Here is a 21,568-nt window from a genome sequence, read left to right on the forward strand (position 1 = left end):
AAGCTGACTTGAGGCTGCGCACGATGTGGTCGTCGACGCTGTCACATTCACGGACACCGAATGAAGGTTGTGGAAAAGACAGAGATGGCGCTCGTAAAATCAGCCCGCCCCTGCGACTGCATAGCCTACAGGTTGTTGGCGCAATGTTACTGCGGGTGCGCGCCCATGTCGGTTCGGAAGCGCTGCTTAGGATAAGAACGACGAGGCATGATGGCGTTGACCATCCCTTCGCTCTCGCGTCCGATTTGTGCATCCCAACGTTGAAAATAGACCGGCCGCGCCGAAAGCATGCCGATGACATAATGCTCCGTCACCAACGTAGCTGCGGTTGCCCTCCGGGCCTCGAAAGGCCGCAATCGCCAAGGAGGAGTGGCGGCATACAGCTTTCAAAGCGTGCATGCCTAGTTGAAATGTACTCGGGAGCCATCCATGGCCTGCATGCGCGGCATATCGTCGCTGGAGTTCAAGCGTGAAGCAGAGCGGACCTGATCGGTTGTTCCTCTCGTCTCCCCACATGGGGGGAGATGAGCGTGGTCTAGTAGAGGACGTGTTCACCAGCAATTGGATCGCGCCGACCGGGCCAATGGTTACTCTCTTTGAGGAAAAGCTGGCCGAATTGACCGGTATTGCTCATGTTGCAGCACTCTCAAGCGGTACCGCCGCGCTCCATCTCGCTCTGCGGCTTTGCGATATCGGCCCAGGGGACGAGGTGTGGGGTGCGACTATGACCTTCATCGGCGGGGTAGCGCCGATCATGTACGTCGGTGCCATTCCTGTCTTTCTGGACGTCGATGGGGATGATTTCTTGCTCGACCTCGATCTTCTAGAAACGGAGCTTAAGGCTGCTAAAGCGCGGGGCAGGAACCCTAAAGCAGTTATAACCACTGACCTTTACGGGCATGTCATTGATAGTAGGCGTATGGCGCTGCTGCGGGATGAATACGGCTTTGTTTGGATCAGTGACACGGCCGAAGCAGTCGGCGCATATCGGGCTGGTCGGCACGCGGGTAAGGGTGCAGATTTTGTGATCATGTCGTTCAACGGCAATAAAATCATCACCACGTCAGGCGGTGGGGCCTTGGCGAGTGATAACGGTGCAATGATCGAACGCGCGCGTTTCCTGTCGACGCAGGCGCGCGATCCGGCGCCTCACTACGAGCATACCACCTATGGCTACAACTACCGACTAAGCAATGTGTGTGCGGCGATCGGTGTAGGCCAGCTGCGCGTGTTAGAGATCCGGGTACAGCAGCGCCGACGGATTAATGCGCGCTACCGTAAGCACTTAGGTCACTTGCCGGGTTTCGCGTTTAGTCCGGAGGTAACGGACATGCGCGCTAACCGGTGGCTTACTACAGTGAGGATCGATGCTAGTTTGACCGGTTTTGACCGCGAGGCGATACGGCTCGAGCTAGAGTCCGAAAACATTGAGAGCCGCCCGCTATGGAAGCCAATGCACATGCAGCCGGTATTTGCTGATGCACCGTACCGGGGTGGCGAGGTGGCCGCGCGGGCATTTGCCGACGGGCTTTGCCTACCGTCGGGATCTGCGATGACTGATGACGACGTTGAACGGGTATGTGGGCTCATTCACAGACTTGTGGAGCGCTGAGACGTGTCGAAGCGCCTTATAGACGTGATCGGTGCCTTGGCGGGGTTGCTGCTGCTCTCGCCGTTCATCCTTGGTACTGCCGTCGCGGTGTGGATTAGCATGGGGCGCCCCTTGCTGTTCCGTCAGCAGCGGCCCGGCCTCGACTGTCGTCCGTTCGGCATGATAAAATTTCGAACTATGTCCGACCGGAGGGATGAGCATGGGGTTATGCTGATGGATGAGTTTCGTCTAACGCGGGTCGGACGCTTCCTGCGCTCGACTAGTCTCGACGAGTTGCCGGGATTGTGGAACGTCCTCAAGGGTGACATGAGCTTGGTTGGGCCACGGCCGCTGCTAATGCGCTACCTACCTCGTTATACGCTCGAACAGATGCGCCGCCACGAAGTGAAGCCTGGCGTCACCGGTTGGGCTCAGGTCAACGGTCGCAACGCAATTTCTTGGGAAGACAAGTTTGTTCTTGATGTTTGGTATGTCGATCACAAGACGTTGTGGCTTGACATAAAAATTCTATGGCTAACAGTGTTGCGGGTATTAAAACGGCAGGATATCAATGTCGATAATGTCAGGACAATGACTGAGTTTTTTGGAACTGAAAGAAAAAACTCATAAGGTCTATAACATTTGGGCTTTTTCGGCTTTCTTAAATTAGCAAACCTGCCCGCCTAAGCGGTTGGCCATGATGAGTAGGAAACTTACATGAAAGCCGTCATTCTCGCTGGAGGCCTTGGTACGAGGCTTAGCGAAGAGACTTCGCTTCGCCCTAAGCCAATGATTGAGATTGGCGGAAAGCCAATACTATGGCATATTATGAAAATATACTCGGCCCACGGAGTGAATGATTTCATTGTGTGCTGCGGTTATAAAGGTTATGTTATTAAGGAGTATTTTGCTAATTACTTCCTGCACATGTCTGACGTCACTTTTCGCATGGACGAAAATCGGATGGAGGTGCATCAGCGTCGGGTCGAGCCGTGGAACGTGACGCTAGTTGATACCGGCGACGAGACCATGACCGGCGGCCGGTTGCGCAGAATTGCTGATCACTTGCGCGACGAAGAGGTCTTTTGCATGACATATGGCGATGGCGTCGGGGATATCGACATCACCGCGTTGATTGCTTTTCACAAGGCGCACGGTCGGCAGGCAACGCTGACAGCTGCAGTCCCGCCAGGACGATTTGGCGCGCTTGATATGCACGGCGATCGGGTCGCCAGCTTTCTGGAAAAGCCCGAGGGCGACGGCGGTTCGATCAACGCCGGCTATTTCGTCCTGTCGCCCAAGGTGCTCGACCAGGTCGCGGATGATACGACGATCTGGGAAAGAGAACCGCTGGCCAAGTTGGCAGCGGATGGAGAATTGATGGCATTCCGTCATTCTGGTTTCTGGCAACCCATGGATACGTTACGCGACAAAATTCATCTTGAGCAGCTGTGGGCAGGCCGGCAGGCGCCGTGGAAGGTATGGCGCTGATGGTCGATCCCACCTTCTGGGCGGGCAAGCGCGTATTCTTGACCGGCCATACTGGGTTCAAGGGCAGCTGGTTGTCGCTTTGGCTGCAGGCGATGGGCGCGGTGGTGAAGGGATTCGCGCTGGCCCCCGACACTGATCCTGACCTATTCACCATCGCGCGCGTTAGCGAGGGGATGGAATCTGAGATCGGCGATATCCGCGATCTCCCATTACTAGCGGCCAGCATGGAGGCTTTCGATCCTGCAATCGTTATCCACATGGCGGCGCAGCCGTTGGTACAGCTGTCCTATCGCGATCCTGTAGGCACTTATGCGACCAACGTGATGGGCACGGTACACGTGCTTGAGGCGGCACGCAGCATCCCAGCCCTCAGGGCATTGGTCGTAGTAACAACCGACAAATGTTATGAAAATCGCGAATGGCCGTGGGGCTACCGCGAGAACGAGCCGATGGGCGGACACGACCCGTATAGTAACAGCAAGGGCTGCGCCGAGCTGGTGACGTCGGCTTATCGTCGATCATTCTTTCATGATGAGCAAGGCGCCGCGGTCGCGTCGGCGCGGGCGGGCAATGTCATTGGCGGCGGCGATGGAGCACAGAACCGGCTAGTGCCCGACATTCTGCGCGCGTTTGATACGAACGAGGCGGTGCGGATCCGTAACCCGCTGTCGACGCGACCGTGGCAACACGTACTTGAGCCGCTGTCAGGCTATCTGACACTTGCGCAGCGACTGTACGAGGATGGTCATGTCCACGCCGAGGGCTGGAACTTTGGTCCCCGCGACGAGGATGCAAAGCCTGTAAAATGGATCGTTGAGAAGATGATCGCTAAATGGGGTAAAGGTGCGCTGTGGGAACGCGACGCTGGTTTCCATCCGCACGAGGCACGTTTCCTCAAGCTGGACATTTCCAAGGCCTACGAAGCACTGCGATGGCAACCGCGTTGGTCGCTCGATACCGCGCTGGAGCGAATTGTCGCTTGGCACAAAGCATGGCGCCACGGCGAGGACATGCGAGCGCTTTGCCTGCAGCAGATTGACGACTATAGCGCCGCAGACCCGGCAACTGAAGACGGTCCGGCGACGCAACCTGTTGGGATACATGCATGATCGGCGAGCAACTCACCGGAAATGGTAACGCAAGCACGCAGGCCGAGACAACGCCGGCATGTCAATACTGCGCAACCCCCCTAGTCATCAGCTGGATAGATTTGGGCCAGCAACCACTGTCGAACAACTACGGTGCAACCGGCAAGGATGCGCTTGCTGCACCGCACTATCCCCTACATGCACGCGCCTGCCCGAGCTGCTGGCTGGTGCAGGTTGATCGGGTCGTGCCAGCTGAGGACATCTTTTCCGATTATGCTTACTTCTCTTCCTATTCGGAAAGTTGGCTATCACATTGCCGTGACTATGCGGTAGCAATGATTGATCGCTTTGCCTTGACGAGCGACGACTTAGTCATCGAAGTTGCTAGTAACGACGGCTATCAGCTAAACTATTTTGCGCAAAGCGATATTCAAGTGCTAGGAATCGATCCCGCCGCCAACGTAGCGCAAGTGGCGATTAATGCGGGCATTCCAACCGAAGTCGACTTTTTTGGCGCATCGCTTGCTCAGCGTTTGGTAGAGCGCGGCGTCCGTGCCGACCATCTCAGCGCTAAGAATGTAATGGCGCATGTACCCGACATTGGCGATTTTGCTCACGGAGTGGCGATCCTGCTGAAGCCCGAAGCCGTTTTTACTGTCGAGTTCCCGCACCTGTTAGAGACCATGCAGCGGCTGCAGTTCGACCAGATCTATCATGAGCACTTCACCTATCTCTCACTGGTCGCGGTAAAGCGTATTTTCGCTGACAAAGGCATGCGGGTGTTCGACGTTGAACAGGTCGAGACGCATGGCGGGTCATTGCGTGTTTTTATCTGTCACGACGGAGCCGAGCATGTGACGACTGAGGCGGTCGGGCGTATCCTAAGCGCGGAGAGCGCATCGGGCTTGGACCGGGCAGAGGGCTATGCCGGCTACAACGACCGGGTTGCGCGGATCCGTCGGGACTTTCTCGACTTGCTCGCTACTGCAGATGCGCAGGGTAAGACCGTGGCAGGCTATGGTGCGGCCGCCAAGGGAAATACGTTCCTCAACTATTGCGAGGCAGGGCCCAACACGCTGGCCTTCATCGCCGATCGTAGTTTGGCTAAGGCGGGTAGGTTCATGCCGGGCAGTGGCATACCGATCCTGACGCCAGATGCGATCGACGAACGGCGTCCAGACTATCTCGTCATTTTGCCGTGGAATCTCAGTCACGAAATCGCAGGTCAAATGGCGCATATTCGCGATTGGGGTGGGCAGTTCATCACTGCAATTCCCGAAGTTCGGGTCTTTTGATGCAAAGACGCGCGACGTGACGACGATCTTGACCGGTGCAAGTGGGTTCATTGGCGCAGGCGTGGCCAAGGTGTTGCAAGCTCGCGGCGACGATGTAGTCGTGATCGGCCGTACTCCGATCAAGGGTTTAGGGTTTCGTCCGCTCGACCTGCTTCACGACGATCCCCGTCCGCTGTTGCACGCTCTCGCGCCTAGTCGCCTCGTCCATCTTGCCTGGAACCCGGACCGCGCGACGTTGTGGAATGGCGTCGAAAACCTTGCGTGGGTAGCCGCCACTCTCAAACTCGTGCTCGCGTTTCAAGAGGTCGGCGGGGTGCGAGCGGTCGTCGCCGGTTCATCCGCGGAGTATGACTGGTCATACGAATTGCTCGACGAATTGGCGACGCCGCTGCGGCCACACAGCGGTTACGGCATTGCTAAACGTGCGATTTACGAGATGCTATCAAATACTCCAGCACTGGCGCCGCTGTCGATTGGTTGGGCACGGATCTTTTTTCCCTTCGGGCCGCACGACAAACCTGATCGCCTGCTGAGCCAAGTTGTCGATGGAGTGGCAGCGGGACTACCAGTGGCATTGAGTTCCGGGCGGCAGGTGCGCCCCTTCATTCACGTTGACGACGCCGCCGCCGCGCTAGTGGGTCTGCTAGACAGCGCGGTCGAGGGGCCCGTTAATATCGCGCTGGACGAGACGATTTCGGTTCGCGATCTGACGCTGATCGCCGCAGCGCAGGCGGGGGACGCAGCGCTTCTGCATTTTGGTGACCGGCCGCTCCAGGCGGGTGAGCCACAGGTCATGCGCGCGGCGGTAACGCGGCTGACGAATGAGGTCGGATTCCGCCCGAAATATTCGATCCGTGAGGGCGTTGTAGCCGCCGTGGCGGCCCGGCGTGGGCGCATGGCAGGGGAGGCGTCGTATGAGCAAGTTCGATGAATGGCACCGGACGACTGGGCTAGAATATCGTGATGGCTTTGCACAATGGTGCGGCGTTGAAAGCAAGTTGGTCGGACGCGGGGCCGATATGCGGGAGCCTGTGGTGTCGGTCATCGTACCGACTTTCAAGCGCGGACAATTGTTGGTCGACGCGCTGCGGACCGTTCTCGCGCAGAACTGGACTAACGCCTTCGAGATTGTAATTGTTGATAACGATCCTGAGTCCATACGTCATCAGCAACTGCTCGATGAGATCCCCGCTCTGGCAGCAGCGAACTACCGTTATTTCGTTCACGCCGAAAACATGGGTTGGATAGGAAATTTCAATCGCGGCATTGAACTGTCTCGCGCGCCGTGGCTGACTATCCTCAACGACGACGACTTGCTTGACGCCAATTTCCTCCAGCGCATGTTCATCGATCTCGATGCCAATCCAGAGATTGACGGATTGGCGTGCCGCAAACGGTCTTTCGTAGACGGCGCGGCGCCCGTTGAGCAGCGGCGCTCAGTCCTTCATCGTACAGCATATGGCGCCTTGACCTTCTACCGCTACCGCACGCGTCCTAGTAGGCAAATCCGACCAAGTCATTTCTTCTGGACTCCGCTTCTCGGCAACATGGTTGGATTCATCTTCCGACGCGAGGCGGCGCTGGAAATTGGAGGCTTTTACAGGGAAGACTGGCCGTCAGATTGTTGGTTCTACATCCGATTTGCCGCGCTGTTGCGGCTCGAACAGAGTCGCCAGACGCTTGCCAGCATGCGGCTGGGTCAAAATCAGTCGTTGGACCCCAAGATCGCGCGAGAGGCATTACTCGACGGGCATCTTGTCCGTCAGGCGTTGACCCGTCGCGAAGTGCCTAAATGGTATATGCGCCTCGCTCCCATGATCAGCGCGCGCAATCTTGCAGAGACCCGTGATTTCTGGGGCGTCGATGTCTCTCATCAGGAAGCAGAGACAATATTAGGTTTCGCACTTCCCCAAGATCAACCCGGCAGGTACCGGGCCGCTCGGTTTTTGCTTAGCGGCTTTTAGGTGTTCACTGGTTGGCGGCAGCGCGAAGCACCTTGTCCATCGCTGCCACGCCGGCCTCGAACGACATATGATCACGGTAATATGCAGCGCCGGCGCGGCCCATTGTCTCTCGCGCTTCGACAGGCATCGCACGTAGGCTCAGGATAGCAGAGACTAGCGCATCGGCGTCTTGGGGTGCAAAAGTCATGCCCGCCCTGGCTTCCTCAACGACCGTCGCCGCGTCACCACGCACGCCCATTAGGATCGGCTTGCCAACCACCAGATATGCCTGGGTCTTGGAGGGGATGGTAATTGCGAACAGCGGATCGTCGCGCAGGTGGACGAGCAAGGCATCTGCGTCGGCGAACACCGGGCCCATATCCTTCGGGTGGCGTGGTTCCAGGAAGGTGACCGTTTTTAGCCCTGCCGCCCTACTTGCTGCGTGTAGTACGCTGCGCTCGACCCCGCCACCGATCAGCGTAAAGCGAACGTCGGGTGCGCGATCATGCAACTGCTTTGCTGCCTCGATCACGACGCCTAATGCCTGGGCATGGCCCATGTTGCCGGCGAACAGGATGTTGAACCCTGCCGAACGCGGGACGGAAGGCTGCGCGGGAATGGCCTTTGCCTGCTCGACGATCTCCTGCGGTGCCCAATTAGGTATGACCATGATCGGCGTCTTGACGCCGCGCGCTTCTAGTGCGCGCTTGAATCCTGGCGAAAGGACCACCACGCGCGCTGCTCGGCGAAAGACGAAACTCGTCCACGCACCGACTGCCTTCATCATCCACTTGTGGTGGACCATGCCGGTCGCGGCAAGCGTGTCCGGCCACAGATCCTGCACGTCTGTGACGAACGGCACACGGCGCAGCAGCCGCAGTGCGACGGCGCCAGCCGCCGCCGTCATTGGCGGCGTGTAGACATAGACCACGTCCGGTCGTTTCAACGAAAGCGCGAGCAGCGTGGTCGAGGCCGCAAACGAGCAATAATTAAGAATGCGGCGGAATGCCGATTGGTCGTGACTAGGGTACAGAGCGCCGCGGGTTACGCGGATGCCATCCATCACCTCGCGCTGCATCGCGCGCACGCGGTAGCCATCATAGACCGTGCCACCCGGATAATTAGGAAAGCCCGTCAGGACCTCCACTTCATGCCCGCGCGCCTGAAGCGCCTTAGCGAAGGCCAAGCCTTTGAAGGTCGGCTCAGGCTGGAACCACTGAGTCAGTAAAAGAATGCGCAACGAAGCTGCTCAGCGCTGGGAGGGCCGCGGCGTGTACACGCCGACCGCTTCATGGAACCACACGACCCGTTGTTCCAGTGCATAGAACATGGGCAGACGGCGCATTCGTATAGCGATCTGTTTCATGTCTAGGGCGTCATGTTGCAGTATGATGGACATGGGCGTTTTCTGAGGCCACGTCAGTGATCGCTGCGGCCTTGGCGACAGGCAGAACCGCATTCAAACCTGCCGTCATGCTCAGCGTATAGCTTTCGCGCCAAGCGCGGATGCGTACTTCGCCGTCGCCGATGAACCCCGGGCGATCGCTGATCGCTAGTCCCTGTTGTACGGTTTCTAGTACCGGGAGATCCTCTTCAACGATAATCTTGAGGCCGTTTTCGCTATAGGTCTGATTTACCATGTCCTGACGTCCGCGGCTGCGTGCGGGTAGGCCGGCGGGCTCTAGGTATCGCAGGCGTAAATTGGTCAGCCCTGCGGTGGCCGGAAGCGCTTGGCCGACAAAAAAGGTCGTTCCTTCCGTTGACGCCACGAACAGATTGGGAAAGATAAATATGTGGAAATAACTATCATGGGTCAGCGTGCGGCCACTGAGGTGCGATAGGAACCGCCGACGCAGGCGCTCCTGTTCCTCACGCGCGACGGGCGTGCGCGGTACGTGGAAGCTGCTGTGCGGGCCGTCGATGACCACCTGCTCGGGCGGGTTTTTGCAAAACCCGTCGGCTAGGAAGGTTGTCGGATGCAAAGTTGCACAATGATAGTTGTCGAGCACATTCTCGACCAACAGTTTCCAGTTCGCGCGATGGGGGATTTCCGCAAACTTGTACTCTGGTCCGATATGCTGGCTCAGGTCCGCCAGCGTCTGGTTGAAGCTGCCAAGCCACGTTGGAAGGTCGAACGCACAGTCCACCTCGCATATGAAGACAAAGATACCGCACCTTTCGACCCGGTAGGCTTTCAGCGAGAGGCATTTGGTATCGACGTCGTCCAGCTTGTATTCCGAACGCTTGGGAATTCCGAAAGGGTAGCCGGAGGCATCATAGTTCCATCCGTGGTAACGGCACATCAGCGGGCGGTTACCGCGAACGTCGAACTGCACCTTTGCGAACTGATGTGCGCAGACGTTCTGAAAGGCGCGGAGTTCGCCCTTGAAGTTTTGCACGACGATCGCGGCACCAGCCATGTCGACTGTCACGAAGTCGCGGTCGGCTGCAAGCTCTGTGGCGAGCCCTGCAAACACGAAGCCACTCATAAACAGCGCCGTCGATTCCTGGCTGAGCACGTCCTCGTCTAGGAAAGCATTTTTGGCAATCATAGGAGCTAGTCCTTATTAAGCCGCAGCTGCTTGGGGGGCGGGGTGTACAGCGTCGTTCCGGACCTTACTGAACGATAGACGACGCATCCGGGGCCGATCACCGCGCCGCGACCAACCTTGACGTTCGGCAGCAGCACCACGCCCGATCCTATGCCAACATCCGACTCGATCCGGACATAGCCGCTGATCGCTACGCGCGAAGCAAGCACCGAGAATTCACCGACGCTCGAGTCATGGCCGGTACCCGATCCGGTATTGAACGTGACGAAGCGCTCCAGCGTAGAATCCGGACCGAGAATGCATCCCGGGCACAACACCACGCCTTCGCCGACCGTAGCAGTACCGGTGACAGTGCAGGTCGGATGAATCATCGTGGGAAACACCGCACCACGGGGCGCGAGTTTGCCGACGATACGCCGTTTGGTGGAAGGGCTCCCAATAGCAAGCACAAAACGGTCACCTTCGCGTGGGGAGACATCCTCGACCGAGCCAAGGAACGCCATGTCGTAGGCACCACGGTTGTGCAGTACGTCACCGGCATCATCAAGATAGCCAGTCAGTGGCGGCAATGTTCCCGCATCAGTACAGTCACGCAACCAGAAGTACAGCTCCCGTGCGAACCCGCCCCCACCTACGATGATCGTCCGTCCAGTCATAGTCATCCTGCCGAATAGCCGCCATCGACCGCCATTGTCGCGCCGGTCACCCAAGTTGATGCATCAGACAACAGGAATGTCACTGCATCGTTGATCGCGGCCGGTTTGCCGAAGCCGAGCGGATGACGCGCCAAGTTCATGGCAACATAATCCATCTGAGCGTTCTTCATCGTACGCTCGTGCATCTCGGTCTCAATCGTTGACGCCAGAAGCGCATTGACGCGGATCAGACGGGGCGCAAGCTCCATAGCGAGCGCGCGGGTAAGGCCCAATATCGCGGCCTTGGCCCCCGCATACGCTGTAAGCCCAGCGCTGCCATGCTCGCCTGCGATCGAAGACATGAACACGATCGATCCCCCATTGGCGAGCACCGCTTTGGCAGATGCGGCACGCGCAATGCCATAGGCACCAAATACACTGGCATTGAAGGTGGCATCGAGTTGCGCCTGCTTGGTGATCTTGGCGGGCAACACTTGGAAGAAACCGGCGGCGTGAAAAATCCCATCGAACGCACCGTCCTTTGCTGCGCTCTTCAGAAGCGCAGCGGTCGCGTCAGCATCGCTCAACGCTCCAGGTGCGATCGCATGGTCATCGCCCTCGAGCAGCATCTTCGTTTCTTGCAGCCGAGCCGCGTCGCGTCCGTTCAGAACAACGCGCGCGCCGCATCGGCTGAGCGCAATGGATACGGCACGGCCGATCCCCGAGGACGCGCCGGTGACGAACACCTTGCGCCCCTCAAGGCAGTCGTGCCGGAATACTGGACGTGAGGAGTGAGAGGGCTCCACCGGAGCGCGGCTGCCGAGCACCGTCATTGGCTACTTCGCCGCCGCGGCGCCATCAACCGCCCAGTTTGTGCCGCTGATCCAGGGCGATGCGTCGCTTAACAGAAACAGCACCGCATTGGCGACGTCGACCGGCTGGCCGTAGCCAAGCGGGTGCCGCTCGTCATAATCGCGCGTAGCCTCAGGTCCGATGGAAGCCATGTAATCGTGGTGCAGTGGTGTCTCTACCGCCGCGGCACGCAATGAATTGACCCTGATCTTGCGTCCAGCCAGTTCCAGGGCGGCACAGCGGACCATCGCGTCCACCGCTGCCTTCGCCGCGCAATATGCGCCCAGCGCTGGGCGACCACGCAGTGCAGCGGCCGACGACATGACGACGATAGAACCGCCGTCGGTCATCGCACCCTTTTTTGACAGAGCTCTAACCATGCCGAACGCGCCATAAACGCCCGCACCAAACACCTCGTCAAGGTGCTTGTCCTTAAGCAGACGGATCGGCAGCACTAGGGTAGCACCGGCCGAATAGAACGCACCGTCAAACGCCCCCCGATCTTTAACGATCTCGGCGATCGCGTCGGCAGTCGAGTCTGCGCCCTCTAAGTCGATCTGATGGATCGAATGGTCATTGCCGGGGAGGCCGATGCGTACAGCATCTAGCCGCTCAAGATTGCGTGCGACCAATGATAGGCGTGCACCATGTGCCGCCAGATGTTCGGCTGCTGCCCGGCCAATGCCGGAGGATGCACCGGTCACCAGCACATGGCGTCCGGCAAGACAATTGGGGGCAAAGGCGGTCAAGAGGCAATCACCGTTTCGCAAACCTTGAGCGGCCCGATCTCAAGCGACGCTGACCCCCAACTGTAGCCGACGCCGAAGCCAAACATAGCGATGCGCTGGCGTCCGCTTTTCAGCAGGTCGGCGACGTCGGTCGTCATGACCAACGGAATGGTCGCGCTCGATGTGTTGCCGTAGCGGTCCATGTTGATCGGGACCTTGTCCTTAGGCAACTTTGCCTTTTTGGCCAAGTGATTGAGCATGAAGGTATTGGCCTGATGGAACAGAAAGCTCGCATAGTCCTCTTGCGGCACGCCAGCTAACTCGATCGTTTCGCGCACCAGCGCTGGAACAGCTTTCAACGTAAAATTAAAGATCTCGGCACCGTCCATGTAGACCATGTCCAGGTTGCGCCCGGCAAAACGTTCGTCGCCGGTTCGGTCGCGATGACGGCTGGCAGGTACAATCAGATTATCGCCGCCGCGGCCGTCCGTGCCAAGAAGGAAGTGTGCAACGTCATTCTCGTCACCCGCCTCCAGTGCTGTCACTGCGCCGCAATCGCCGAACAACATCGCCACCGATCGATCGAGTGGGTCATTGGCGCGGGTATTGATATCGCCGACGGCTATCAGTACGCGGTTCAGTGCACCGGTTTGAATCAAGCTCATCGCGAGCCACAGACCATAGGGATAGGCGGAACAACCCAAGTTCACGTCAAACGCCACCGTAGTGGTGCGCATGCCAAAACGCTGCTGCAACAGGCAGGCGGTTGCAGGCAATGGATAATCGGGCGACTGCGAGATAAAGATGATCCCGTCGACCGATTCCGGCTCCCAGCCAAGACCCTCTAGCAACCGCTGACCGGCCGCGAAACACAGGTCCGATGTCGCCACGCCATCCTCGGCAACATGCCGGGACTTGACGCCAGTCATCTTTGTTACCTCGGCAACGCCATCGCCGAAACGCTCAACGAACGAATCGTTCTCGATCACTTTTGGGGGGAGTGCAGACACCACCCCCGCAATACGTGCGCCGCGCGTCTGTGCTTGTTGGCCGGTCTTCCCGTGCATGCGATCAGGCGCCCTGCTCAGCCGCAACCAGCTTTTCGACATCGCCGACCGTCTCGCAATCCGCCAGCTTCTCTGGACGCACCTGGATGTCGTACACGTCGTCGATCAGCGCGATGGTGGAGACGATGGCCAGTGAATCCCAGCTTTCGCCCAGTGTGAGCTCGGGTTTCACTTCCGCGGTATCGACCTCAAGAATTTCCGCCAGGCCTTCGTAGAACTCGCTCACGTGCTTCTCCGCTGTAAAATCGTTCAAAAAACTATGGACGCAGCGGCCCACGACAGGCCGACACCAAAGCCTACTAGCATCATGCGGGTGCCGGGGGAACAGCCCCCATCAGCCATTTCACGCTCCAAGACGAAGGGAATGGTCGACGAAACCGTGTTGCCAATCCGCTCAAAATGCCGGCTGACGCGCTTTGGCGGCACCGCCAGCTTCTTCTGGAGTGCGTCGAGCATGAACTTGTTGGCTTGGTGCAAGACGAACCGGTCATAGTCCTCGGCTGTCGTTTGCGTCTTGTCGAGCAGCGCCAAAACGGCCCGCGGCACTTCGCGCAACGTAAAGTTGAGCACCGCGCCACCGTTCATGTAGAGATTGTCACGGCTACGGACGTTACCGGTCGCGTCGGTCGTTTCTTCTGCGGTTAGCGTACTGCGCGGGCATCGGGCACCGCCTGCCTCGACGATCAGGTCGCGGGCGCCTGAGCCGTCGGTTCCAAACACGAACGGCCCAATTCTCGCTATATCATCGGGCTCGCCAGCGCAGATCAAGGTCGCAGCCGCTCCGTCGCCGAACAGCGTGCGCACGCTCTTGTCCTGCGGATGAATGAACTTGGAATAAGTATCGGCGGTCAGCAGGAGGATAGTCGATGCGGCGCCGCTCGCAATCAACCCGGCGGCTAGGGACAAGCCGTAGACGAAACCCGAACAGCCGAGGTTGATATCCAGCGCACCAATCTGTGTCGACAGTCCTAGCCGATGCTGGAGGATGCACGCCGATGTGGGCAGCAAATAATCAGGGGCTTGGGTGCACAGGATCAGGAAATCGACGTCTGCGCGCTCGACCGCCCCGCTATCGAACAGCCGACACGCCGCGGCGAAAGCAAGGTCCGTCGCAGTCTCGTCGTCAGCTGCAATATGACGCTCGTGGATGCCAGTCTTTTCCAAAATCTTAGCGGCGGGCCACGACGGATAAAGCGCGGCGAGAGCGTCGTTCGACAGGATCTGTTCGGGCAGGTAGGTTGCTATTCCAGCGATATGCGCGGGGATGGCGCGTCCTTTTAGGAGCGATGGGGGGGGGGGCATGCTCAATCAATCGGTCCGCTGCAGCAGCTCTTAAGAGCCGGGCTGCGATCCGTCCATGCACAATTTGCCACGTGCTTTGCTTTGATGAGGCGCACTGATACGGAGGCGGCCTATTTGGTGCACGTCTTGCGCCAGATGACACGAGGTCCTTGTCTTTGCAGATCATTCACGTCATCGCAACCAGCGTCCATGACTCCATGGGTGTGACCACGTCACTGCGAGAGATCGTCGCTGCGCAGGCCGAGGAGGGCATGGACGTCTGCTTGGTGGTAAATGGCGGGTGGCCGGGTGACGTCGATCCGCGTGTCCGCCTAGTCACGTGCGAAGCGCGTGCGCTGCCGGGGCAACTTGGCAGTTTGGCAGGCGACTGTGCGATAGTGCACAGCCATGTGCCTTGGCGGCTGCCTGCGCTGGCGCCGTTGCTGATCCGCCGGAAGGCGCGTGCATTCGTACACTCGCCTCATGGCAGTTTCGCCGCTCCCGCCCTGGCCGTTCATCGTGCCCGCAAGCGAGCTGCATGGACGCTGCTGTTTGGTCATGCGATCCGGCGCAACGATCTTTTCATCGTCAACTCGGTTGCGGAGCAGGCGGAGGTCGAGGCAATGGGGTTGCGACGTCCGGTAGTGCACGTGCCCCACCCTATGACGATCCCCGAGCCCCCCCTTCCCCCCAGTGGCGAGGGACGGACGGTTGCGTTCCTTGGCCGGATCCATCCGATCAAGGGCGTGTTAGAACTGGTACAGAGTTGGCGCTTGCTGGGCGAGTCAGCGGCAGGCTGGAGCTTACACATTGCGGGCCCGGCCGAAGACCCGGCCTATGCTGCCGAAGTTCGCGCCGCTGCCGCGGGATGTGCCAGTATCGTGTTTGTACCTGCCTTGTTCGGTAACGATCGTTGGCGTTTTCTCGCCGACGCCGATGTCGTGGCCGTACCTAGTCGGTCAGAAAATTTCTGCTACGTGGTTGCCGAGGCGCTAGCGCTACAAACGCCCGTGTTGACCACGCTGGGCGTGCCTTGGCCAGAGATCGAAACGTTGTCGTTGGGCTGGCGCGGCCCAGGTACACCCGACGGACTGGCGATTATGCTGACGCGTGCGATCGCCGCGGACGCAGGGGAGCGGAAGGCGATGGGTACACGCGGCCGTGCACACGTCGCTGCTGAATTTAGTCCGCAATCTGTGGCGCAACGCTATGCCAGCGCTTACGCCTATGCACAGGCGTTGGCCCAGTAACAATGCCGGTTGTTTCAGTCATATCTATAAATCAGAAATCAAGAGGATTGACAATCGGGAGTCATTACCGAATAAATAAAGCAAAAGTATTGAAGGTTAGCGAGAAAAAGGCGCTTCCATCGTTAAGGTGGTACTCATTGGCGCGACTTTTATCGGTGACAGTTAATGGCTAATGCTTTATTTTTCCGAAACGCATTTCTACGTGTGCGAGCGCTGCTTCCCAGCGCGCTCTATTTCACTGGTGTTGTTGGTGCGCGTGGGGGTAATACTGTCGGGCTACTGCTGGTGGCTACTTCGCTAGGCTTTGCTGGGTTCGCACCCGTGGCCGCAACTATCAGCTTCGTCACCCTATTTAGTGCGTTTATAGGCAGTGGATTAGGCACTGTGGCCCTGCGCAACGCCTCCGTCGCCTACCTGCGTTCCGCTGGCGAATTTCGCGCACTCGTGCGTTGGCTCGCCTATTGCACTCTCCTGACTGCCTTAGGCAGCGTCGCGCTGGCTGTGTTGCTCGCTTATCCGGCTTCGCGGCTGAGCTTGGGTGACGGCGCGTTCTGGAGGCTGTTCGCCCTTGCCGCGGCAAGCGTATTTGCGAACCACGTTGCGGCAGTATCAAGTGGAATTCTGCTTGCCAGCCGACGCTTCCGCTACTTGACTATCGCCAACATGGCATTCGGAGCGCTAGTGCTGCTGGCATGCGTTGTTGCGGTAAAATGGCGATCTGCAGAACTTGCGGTTCTTGGGATGGGGCTCGCTGCTATGACGCAGACCGCAATTGGGTGTTGGGGTATTTGGCGAGATTTTGGACGTAGACGTTGCCTGCGGACGCGGCCCCATACATTCTCATTGCGTGCAATTGGACCCGACTGGTTTGCCGCGTCGACTGCAGGTACGATCCTAACTGCTGGCCAATTTCTTAGCCTCGCGTTGCTCAAAGACAGCCCAACCGGGATTGGTGCGATCGGGCTGTTCAGCGTCATGCTGCAAATGGTCAACATCTTCCTGTTCGTACCAACCCAGATCAGCGGCTATTTTTTCCAGACTCTGGTGCGCTATGCAAATTCCGGGCAGCCTGCCAAAACTTGGAGGCTCACCTTCCTGGTAGCCGTATGTGGTGGCGCCTTTGGTCTAGGAAGCCTCGCACTGGTTTATGTCGCTGCGCCTTGGATTCCGATCTTCCGCAACGTGATTTCTTATGGACCAATGCAGCCAATAATTGCCGCTTTTGCAATTACTGCTGGTACACTTAATGCTTTCTTGGTTAGTCTTTATGTTGCATCGGGACAATTTCGCCGCTGGTCAATCTTTATTGCGTTAGGGACGTCGACCAACCTACTGATAGTATTTATATTGCGTAAAATCACGCCGGAGGCGGGCTTGTTGGGGGTGACCGCAGGTTACTGTGTTACTGCGTGTTGCGCGATCACGTTTATACGTATTGGCCAGCGCACTCGGCACACGAAGATGACCACCTTTGCATAATTGTTTAGCTTTGGCAGCTAGTTTTCAAGAAATTGAGCTGTAATGCTACAAGCTCTGCTCCGCGTTTGTGGATTTCGTACAAATGCCCGCCATCGGGCAGCACACCCGATTTAACGTACGACGCGCGAGTAAAGCGGGCGGCCGCGTCCGCCACGTCCTGCGTGCCGGCGCGCCAAATCCGTTCGTACTCAGCAAGGTGGAACGCTACAGGTATGTCAATTTTGCCAGCAACGGCGTCAAACCGTGTCGGCCAATCGATGCGAACGTCTTGTAGTTCGTCGGGGCGCCAGGTTTCGACCACTTTGCGCAATGCGATAGGCCCGCGCCAATCATAGCTTCCTTCGGGGCCGAAGAAGAATTCCGAAGGCGGCTCTAAGTTGGACCCTTTTAGCTTAGCCTGCGTGGCCAGCCAAGCCCAGGCTGCATCGCTGGGTGTCCTGCCGATGCCAGACACCGCCACACTACGGATAGCCAATCGCGCTTCAGCTGCCAGGGTCAGCGCGACTGCCCCGCCAATCGAGTGGCCGATTACGACAAGATCACGCGATACTCGTGGCGCCATGATCGGTGCCAGATGCCTGGGCAGCAGATCCGCAGCCTCGTCGATCGGGTGAGCCGTCCGGGGGGGCGCACTGCCGCCGTGGCCCGGCCGGTCAACGAGCAGTACGTCGAAGCCGCTGGCCATTGCCGCTCGCGCGACGGAAAAGCCGCGTATGTCGAAATAGTCGCTGTTGCAGCCGCCTCCGTGAATGCACAGCAGTAGCGGCGCGTCCCGCTGGCCGCAGGTGAGCAGCCGACTAGTCAGGCGCGGATCAGATGAAGTAATTAGTACGCCTTCCACACCGTTTGATTTACGTAATCAGTATAACTTAGAATAATGCGCAAGACCTTGGCAGATACGTTAGGCATAGAATAGTCAGCAACCAGGCGTAGCGTGCGGAGGTCGCCACGGCCCTGCGTTGCAAGTATCTCTAATGCTTGAAGTACGCGTGTATGGTCCAAGCCGACCATCATTACCGATGCTTCCTCCATCGCCTCAGGACGTTCATGTGCCTCGCGAATATTAAGCGCCGGAAAATTAAGGATGGAACTCTCTTCGCTGATCGTGCCACTGTCGGAAAGCACGGCGCGTGCATGCATCTGCAATGCATTGTAATCAAGAAAGCCGAACGGTTTCAGCAGGCGAACCTCAGGCGCGAACTTCAGCCCGTGAGCCTCGATCCGGTTGCGGGTACGCGGATGGGTGCTGACCAAAATCGGCTCGCCGTACGTGGTCGCGATTGCATTCAGCGTCTCGTGTAAGCGGCGTAGGTTTCGCTCCGAATCGACGTTCTCCTCACGATGCGCGCTAATAACAAAATAGCGGCCGAGCTCGACGCCGAGCTCATCCCGGACGCGTGACGCCTCAATGGCAGGACGATAATGCGAGAGCACCTCGAACATCGGGCTGCCGGTTTTGACAACACGATCGGGCGGCAGGCCCTCGGCAAGTAGGTAATCGCGTGCGATAGTAGAATACGGCATGTTTATGTCAGCCGAATGATCCACGATGCGCCGGTTGATCTCCTCAGGCACGCGGTCGTCGAAGCAGCGGTTTCCCGCTTCCATGTGGAAGACAGGGATGCGACGCCGCTTCGCGGGTATTACCGACAGACAAGAATTAGTATCGCCCAAAATTAGCATCGCGTCTGGGCGAACAGTCTCGAGCACCCTATCGACCTCAATGATGACCTTGCCGATCGTCTCTGCTGCGGTGCCGCCTGCAACGCCCAGGAAGTGGTCAGGCTTGCGCAGTCCTAAGTCATCAAAAAACACCTGGTTGAGTTCATAGTCGTAGTTTTGGCCTGTATGAACCAGCACGTGATCAACGTTTACGTCTAGTGTCGCCATCACCCGCGACAGCCGAATGATCTCGGGCCGTGTGCCGACCACGGTCATAACCTTGATGCGTTTCATGTCAGTCTACCTTGGCAGCGACGGTGTCGGGACGGTCGCGGTCGAAAATCTCGTTAGCCCACAGCATTGAGATCATCATATTCTCGCCAACGTTTGTAACATCGTGCGTCCAGCCTGGTACTGTTTCCACGATCACTGGCTTGGAGCCCGAGGTGCGGATCTCGTGGGTCTCGCCGCTCACGATATGGCGAAAGCGGAACAGGGCATTTCCATGGACGATAAGGAACTTCTCGGTTTTGGTGTGATGGTAATGACCGCCCCGAGTCACCCCAGGATGGGCAGTAAAATAGGAGAATTGGCCCGAAGTCCGGGTCTTAAGCATTTCGGAAAACGCTCCGCGTGGGTCCCGGTGGCTTGCGATTGGATAGCTAAACGCGGATGGCGGCAGCGCTGCTACATAGGTAGCGTACAGGGCACGCGTTAGTCCGGTGCCAACCTGATCGATTAAATTGTCGTCGCGGTCGCTGCGAAAGCCTCGAAGGATCTCGACAACCGCACCCAGTGTTGTTGAATAGACCGGTGATGCAGCAACAAAGCCGGTCAATATTTTACCGTCGAGAACGTCAAGGAACGCTTGTATCACGTCGTCGACGTAAACGAGCGAGAGCGGAGCGGCGGGATCGTCGATCCGGATCGGCATCTCACGCGCGATGTTGTGGCAGAACGTCGCTATCGCTGAATTGTAATTAGGTCGCGCCCATTTGCCGAAGACATTGGGCAAGCGAAAGACGTAAACGGGCGAGCCGGTCTGCTCGGTAAGCGCGAGCAAGCGATCTTCGCCGGCGCGTTTGGAGCGTCCGTAGTCTGTGTTGTCCAAAGCCTTGGCGGACGAGGCATAGATCACCGGAATAGCGCGCTTCGCAGCGATGACGGATGCCGCCAGCAGCTCGGCCGTACCGGCGTTGATGGCCATGAAATCGGTCGGGTCAGCGGGCCGGTTCGCACCGGCCAAGTGAACCACCGCGTCGGCTTCTGCGATCGCCCTGTGCCAGTCGTCCGCCCTACTCGCTCGGGTCAGGGGCAGTACGACGTCGCCTAGTTCTCCCAAACGTACCGCTAAGTTGCGACCTACAAAGCCGTCTACGCCCGTGACTGCGACACGCCGCGTCATCAATTCTTTCCATCCTGATTACGTAGCACAGCTTGCATGTAGTTAAGCTTGCGCAAGATCGCAGTCATCTCTTCCTGGTTCAGCAGGCGAGTATTATGAGAATTGAAATCATGCGCTTGGCTGATCTCTTTCTCGCCCTCGTCAACGAACTGTGCATAATTAAGATCCCGGTTGTCGGGCGGCACACGGTAATAGGTACCACGATCTTCGGCAATTGCCATCTCTTCGCGGCTGAGTAACGCCTCATAGAGCTTCTCGCCATGACGAGTACCAATCACCTTCATCGGGTGCCCGTCTGCGCCTAAGATCTCTAGCACCGAATGAGCGAGCACGTTGATCGTCGCCGCCGGAGCCTTCTGCACAAACAGATCGCCATTTTCGCCGTTCTCGAAGGCGTAGAGGACAAGATCAACCGCCTCCTCCAGCGTCATGACGAAGCGCGTCATGGCGGGATCGGTGAGGGTTAGCGGCAAACCTTTGCGCACTTGGTCGACGAATAGCGGAATGACCGAGCCGCGCGAGGCAAGTACGTTGCCATAACGTGTGCCAGTAATGATTGTTTTAGTGCCAAGCGCAAGCCGCGACTTGGCAACCATCACCTTTTCCATCAACGCTTTAGAGATGCCCATGGCGTTAATCGGGTAGACCGCCTTGTCGGTCGACAGGCACACGACGCGTGATACTCCCGCCGAAATTGCGGCCTCCAGCAAGTTGTCGGTGCCGATGACGTTAGTCTTTACCGCTTCCATTGGGTGGAATTCGCACGATGGCACTTGCTTTAGCGCTGCAGCATGGAAAATGTAGTCGACATCTTTTACGGCGCCTGCGATCGATCGCAGGTCGCGGACATCACCGATGTAATAGCGCAATCGTGGATCGCGGTAGTGGAGGCGCTGGTCCTCCTGCTTCTTCTCGTCGCGCGAGAAAATGCGAATTTCCTTGAATGGCTCATGGATGAAACGGTTGAGCACGGTTGATCCAAACGAGCCGGTCCCGCCGGTGATCAGCAATACCCTATTGTCAAACATGCAGATTCCTACCCGTCGCACGCTGGCGGACCATCCAAGCGCCGACGCGATTAGATGCCGACGCGAGTTGGACGCCGACGCCCTACGTGCTATCGAGAAAGCAATCAACCGCAAGGTATCTTGTCACGCAAGGCCTCTGTACCGCGCCAAGTTGAGTAACTGCGGCGGGATGATTCCACTGCCCAGCGGGCAGGGGGGGTGATTTCGTGCGCCTCGTGTTG

The 21,568-nt window shown here is 58.1% G+C and carries 21 protein-coding genes; 9 read left to right on the forward strand and 12 right to left on the reverse strand.

Translation table 11 applies throughout. The features are described 5' to 3' along the window. The first annotated feature begins 469 nt into the window (after window positions 1-469). The 7 genes from AC1MLZ_RS21810 to AC1MLZ_RS21840 all read left to right on the forward strand — a co-directional run bounded on the left by AC1MLZ_RS21810 (window position 470) and on the right by AC1MLZ_RS21840 (window position 7,429). The gene (locus tag AC1MLZ_RS21810; RefSeq protein WP_480962046.1) at window positions 470-1,612 is read left to right on the forward strand and encodes a DegT/DnrJ/EryC1/StrS family aminotransferase; all 1,143 of its coding nucleotides are present in this window, start codon (window positions 470-472) and stop codon (window positions 1,610-1,612) included. A gap of 3 nt (window positions 1,613-1,615) precedes the next feature. Further along, window positions 1,616-2,221: a sugar transferase gene (locus tag AC1MLZ_RS21815; RefSeq protein WP_480962047.1), complete on the forward strand. Its 606-nt coding sequence runs from the start codon at window positions 1,616-1,618 to the stop codon at window positions 2,219-2,221. A gap of 87 nt (window positions 2,222-2,308) precedes the next feature. Further along, window positions 2,309-3,082 carry a glucose-1-phosphate cytidylyltransferase gene (gene rfbF, locus AC1MLZ_RS21820; RefSeq protein ID WP_480962048.1) on the forward strand — a complete coding sequence of 258 codons (774 nt, stop codon included), beginning with the start codon at window positions 2,309-2,311 and terminating at the stop codon, window positions 3,080-3,082. Continuing rightward, window positions 3,073-4,191 carry a CDP-glucose 4,6-dehydratase gene (gene rfbG / locus AC1MLZ_RS21825; RefSeq protein WP_480962049.1) on the forward strand — a complete coding sequence of 373 codons (1,119 nt, stop codon included), beginning with the start codon at window positions 3,073-3,075 and terminating at the stop codon, window positions 4,189-4,191. Before rfbF ends, rfbG begins: the two co-directional genes overlap by 10 nt. Further along, complete coding sequence (locus AC1MLZ_RS21830) at window positions 4,188-5,465, forward strand: methyltransferase domain-containing protein (RefSeq protein ID WP_480962050.1); 1,278 nt, start codon at window positions 4,188-4,190, stop codon at window positions 5,463-5,465. Before rfbG ends, AC1MLZ_RS21830 begins: the two co-directional genes overlap by 4 nt. 16 nt (window positions 5,466-5,481) lie before the next feature. Next, window positions 5,482-6,396 (forward strand): NAD-dependent epimerase/dehydratase family protein, encoded by a 915-nt coding sequence (locus AC1MLZ_RS21835; protein WP_480962051.1) that lies wholly within the window; start codon window positions 5,482-5,484, stop codon window positions 6,394-6,396. Next, complete coding sequence (locus AC1MLZ_RS21840; protein WP_480962052.1) at window positions 6,380-7,429, forward strand: glycosyltransferase family 2 protein; 1,050 nt, start codon at window positions 6,380-6,382, stop codon at window positions 7,427-7,429. The genes AC1MLZ_RS21835 and AC1MLZ_RS21840 overlap by 17 nt, the downstream gene beginning before the upstream one ends. Before the next feature lie 4 nt (window positions 7,430-7,433). On the opposite strand, the gene AC1MLZ_RS21845 is transcribed toward AC1MLZ_RS21840, so the two are convergent. The 8 genes from AC1MLZ_RS21845 to AC1MLZ_RS21880 all read right to left on the reverse strand — a co-directional run bounded on the left by AC1MLZ_RS21845 (window position 7,434) and on the right by AC1MLZ_RS21880 (window position 14,544). Next, window positions 7,434-8,648: a glycosyltransferase family 4 protein gene (locus AC1MLZ_RS21845; protein WP_480962053.1), complete on the reverse strand. Its 1,215-nt coding sequence runs from the start codon at window positions 8,646-8,648 to the stop codon at window positions 7,434-7,436. A 136-nt stretch (window positions 8,649-8,784) separates the two neighbouring features. Next, window positions 8,785-9,960: an aromatic ring-hydroxylating oxygenase subunit alpha gene (locus AC1MLZ_RS21850; RefSeq protein WP_480962054.1), complete on the reverse strand. Its 1,176-nt coding sequence runs from the start codon at window positions 9,958-9,960 to the stop codon at window positions 8,785-8,787. A 5-nt stretch (window positions 9,961-9,965) separates the two neighbouring features. Further along, entirely contained in the window at window positions 9,966-10,616 is a 651-nt protein-coding gene (locus tag AC1MLZ_RS21855; protein WP_480962055.1) for an acetyltransferase, read from the reverse strand. 2 nt (window positions 10,617-10,618) lie between these two features. Further along, on the reverse strand, window positions 10,619-11,428 hold the full coding sequence (locus tag AC1MLZ_RS21860; RefSeq protein WP_480962056.1) for an SDR family NAD(P)-dependent oxidoreductase: 810 nt from the start codon (window positions 11,426-11,428) through the stop codon (window positions 10,619-10,621). A gap of 3 nt (window positions 11,429-11,431) precedes the next feature. Then, complete coding sequence (locus tag AC1MLZ_RS21865) at window positions 11,432-12,196, reverse strand: SDR family NAD(P)-dependent oxidoreductase (protein ID WP_480962057.1); 765 nt, start codon at window positions 12,194-12,196, stop codon at window positions 11,432-11,434. Continuing rightward, on the reverse strand, window positions 12,193-13,242 hold the full coding sequence (locus AC1MLZ_RS21870) for a 3-oxoacyl-ACP synthase III family protein (protein WP_480962058.1): 1,050 nt from the start codon (window positions 13,240-13,242) through the stop codon (window positions 12,193-12,195). The genes AC1MLZ_RS21865 and AC1MLZ_RS21870 overlap by 4 nt, the downstream gene beginning before the upstream one ends. 4 nt (window positions 13,243-13,246) lie before the next feature. After that, complete coding sequence (locus AC1MLZ_RS21875) at window positions 13,247-13,468, reverse strand: acyl carrier protein (protein WP_480962059.1); 222 nt, start codon at window positions 13,466-13,468, stop codon at window positions 13,247-13,249. A 23-nt stretch (window positions 13,469-13,491) separates the two neighbouring features. Continuing rightward, on the reverse strand, window positions 13,492-14,544 hold the full coding sequence (locus AC1MLZ_RS21880; protein ID WP_480962060.1) for a 3-oxoacyl-ACP synthase III family protein: 1,053 nt from the start codon (window positions 14,542-14,544) through the stop codon (window positions 13,492-13,494). A 149-nt stretch (window positions 14,545-14,693) separates the two neighbouring features. On the opposite strand from AC1MLZ_RS21880, the gene AC1MLZ_RS21885 reads away from it, so the two are divergent. Further along, complete coding sequence (locus AC1MLZ_RS21885) at window positions 14,694-15,773, forward strand: glycosyltransferase (protein ID WP_480962061.1); 1,080 nt, start codon at window positions 14,694-14,696, stop codon at window positions 15,771-15,773. A 321-nt stretch (window positions 15,774-16,094) separates the two neighbouring features. Beyond that, window positions 16,095-17,252, forward strand: a complete 1,158-nt coding sequence (locus AC1MLZ_RS21890; RefSeq protein WP_480962062.1) for a lipopolysaccharide biosynthesis protein — start codon at window positions 16,095-16,097, stop codon at window positions 17,250-17,252. Window positions 17,253-17,256: 4 nt separating this feature from the next. Here the strand turns inward: AC1MLZ_RS21890 and AC1MLZ_RS21895 are convergent, their stop codons facing one another. The 4 genes from AC1MLZ_RS21895 to AC1MLZ_RS21910 are packed head-to-tail and all read right to left on the reverse strand — an operon-like array spanning window position 17,257 to window position 21,347. Beyond that, window positions 17,257-18,093: an alpha/beta fold hydrolase gene (locus AC1MLZ_RS21895; protein WP_480962063.1), complete on the reverse strand. Its 837-nt coding sequence runs from the start codon at window positions 18,091-18,093 to the stop codon at window positions 17,257-17,259. After that, window positions 18,078-19,208 carry a non-hydrolyzing UDP-N-acetylglucosamine 2-epimerase gene (gene wecB, locus AC1MLZ_RS21900; RefSeq protein WP_480962064.1) on the reverse strand — a complete coding sequence of 377 codons (1,131 nt, stop codon included), beginning with the start codon at window positions 19,206-19,208 and terminating at the stop codon, window positions 18,078-18,080. The genes AC1MLZ_RS21895 and wecB overlap by 16 nt, the downstream gene beginning before the upstream one ends. Before the next feature lies 1 nt (window position 19,209). Then, on the reverse strand, window positions 19,210-20,319 hold the full coding sequence (gene wbjC, locus AC1MLZ_RS21905) for a UDP-2-acetamido-2,6-beta-L-arabino-hexul-4-ose reductase (RefSeq protein ID WP_480962065.1): 1,110 nt from the start codon (window positions 20,317-20,319) through the stop codon (window positions 19,210-19,212). After that, on the reverse strand, window positions 20,319-21,347 hold the full coding sequence (locus AC1MLZ_RS21910; RefSeq protein WP_480962066.1) for a polysaccharide biosynthesis protein: 1,029 nt from the start codon (window positions 21,345-21,347) through the stop codon (window positions 20,319-20,321). Before AC1MLZ_RS21910 ends, wbjC begins: the two co-directional genes overlap by 1 nt. Window positions 21,348-21,568 lie beyond the last annotated feature (221 nt).

The organism is Sphingomonas sp. PEI4 (assembly GCF_056679955.1).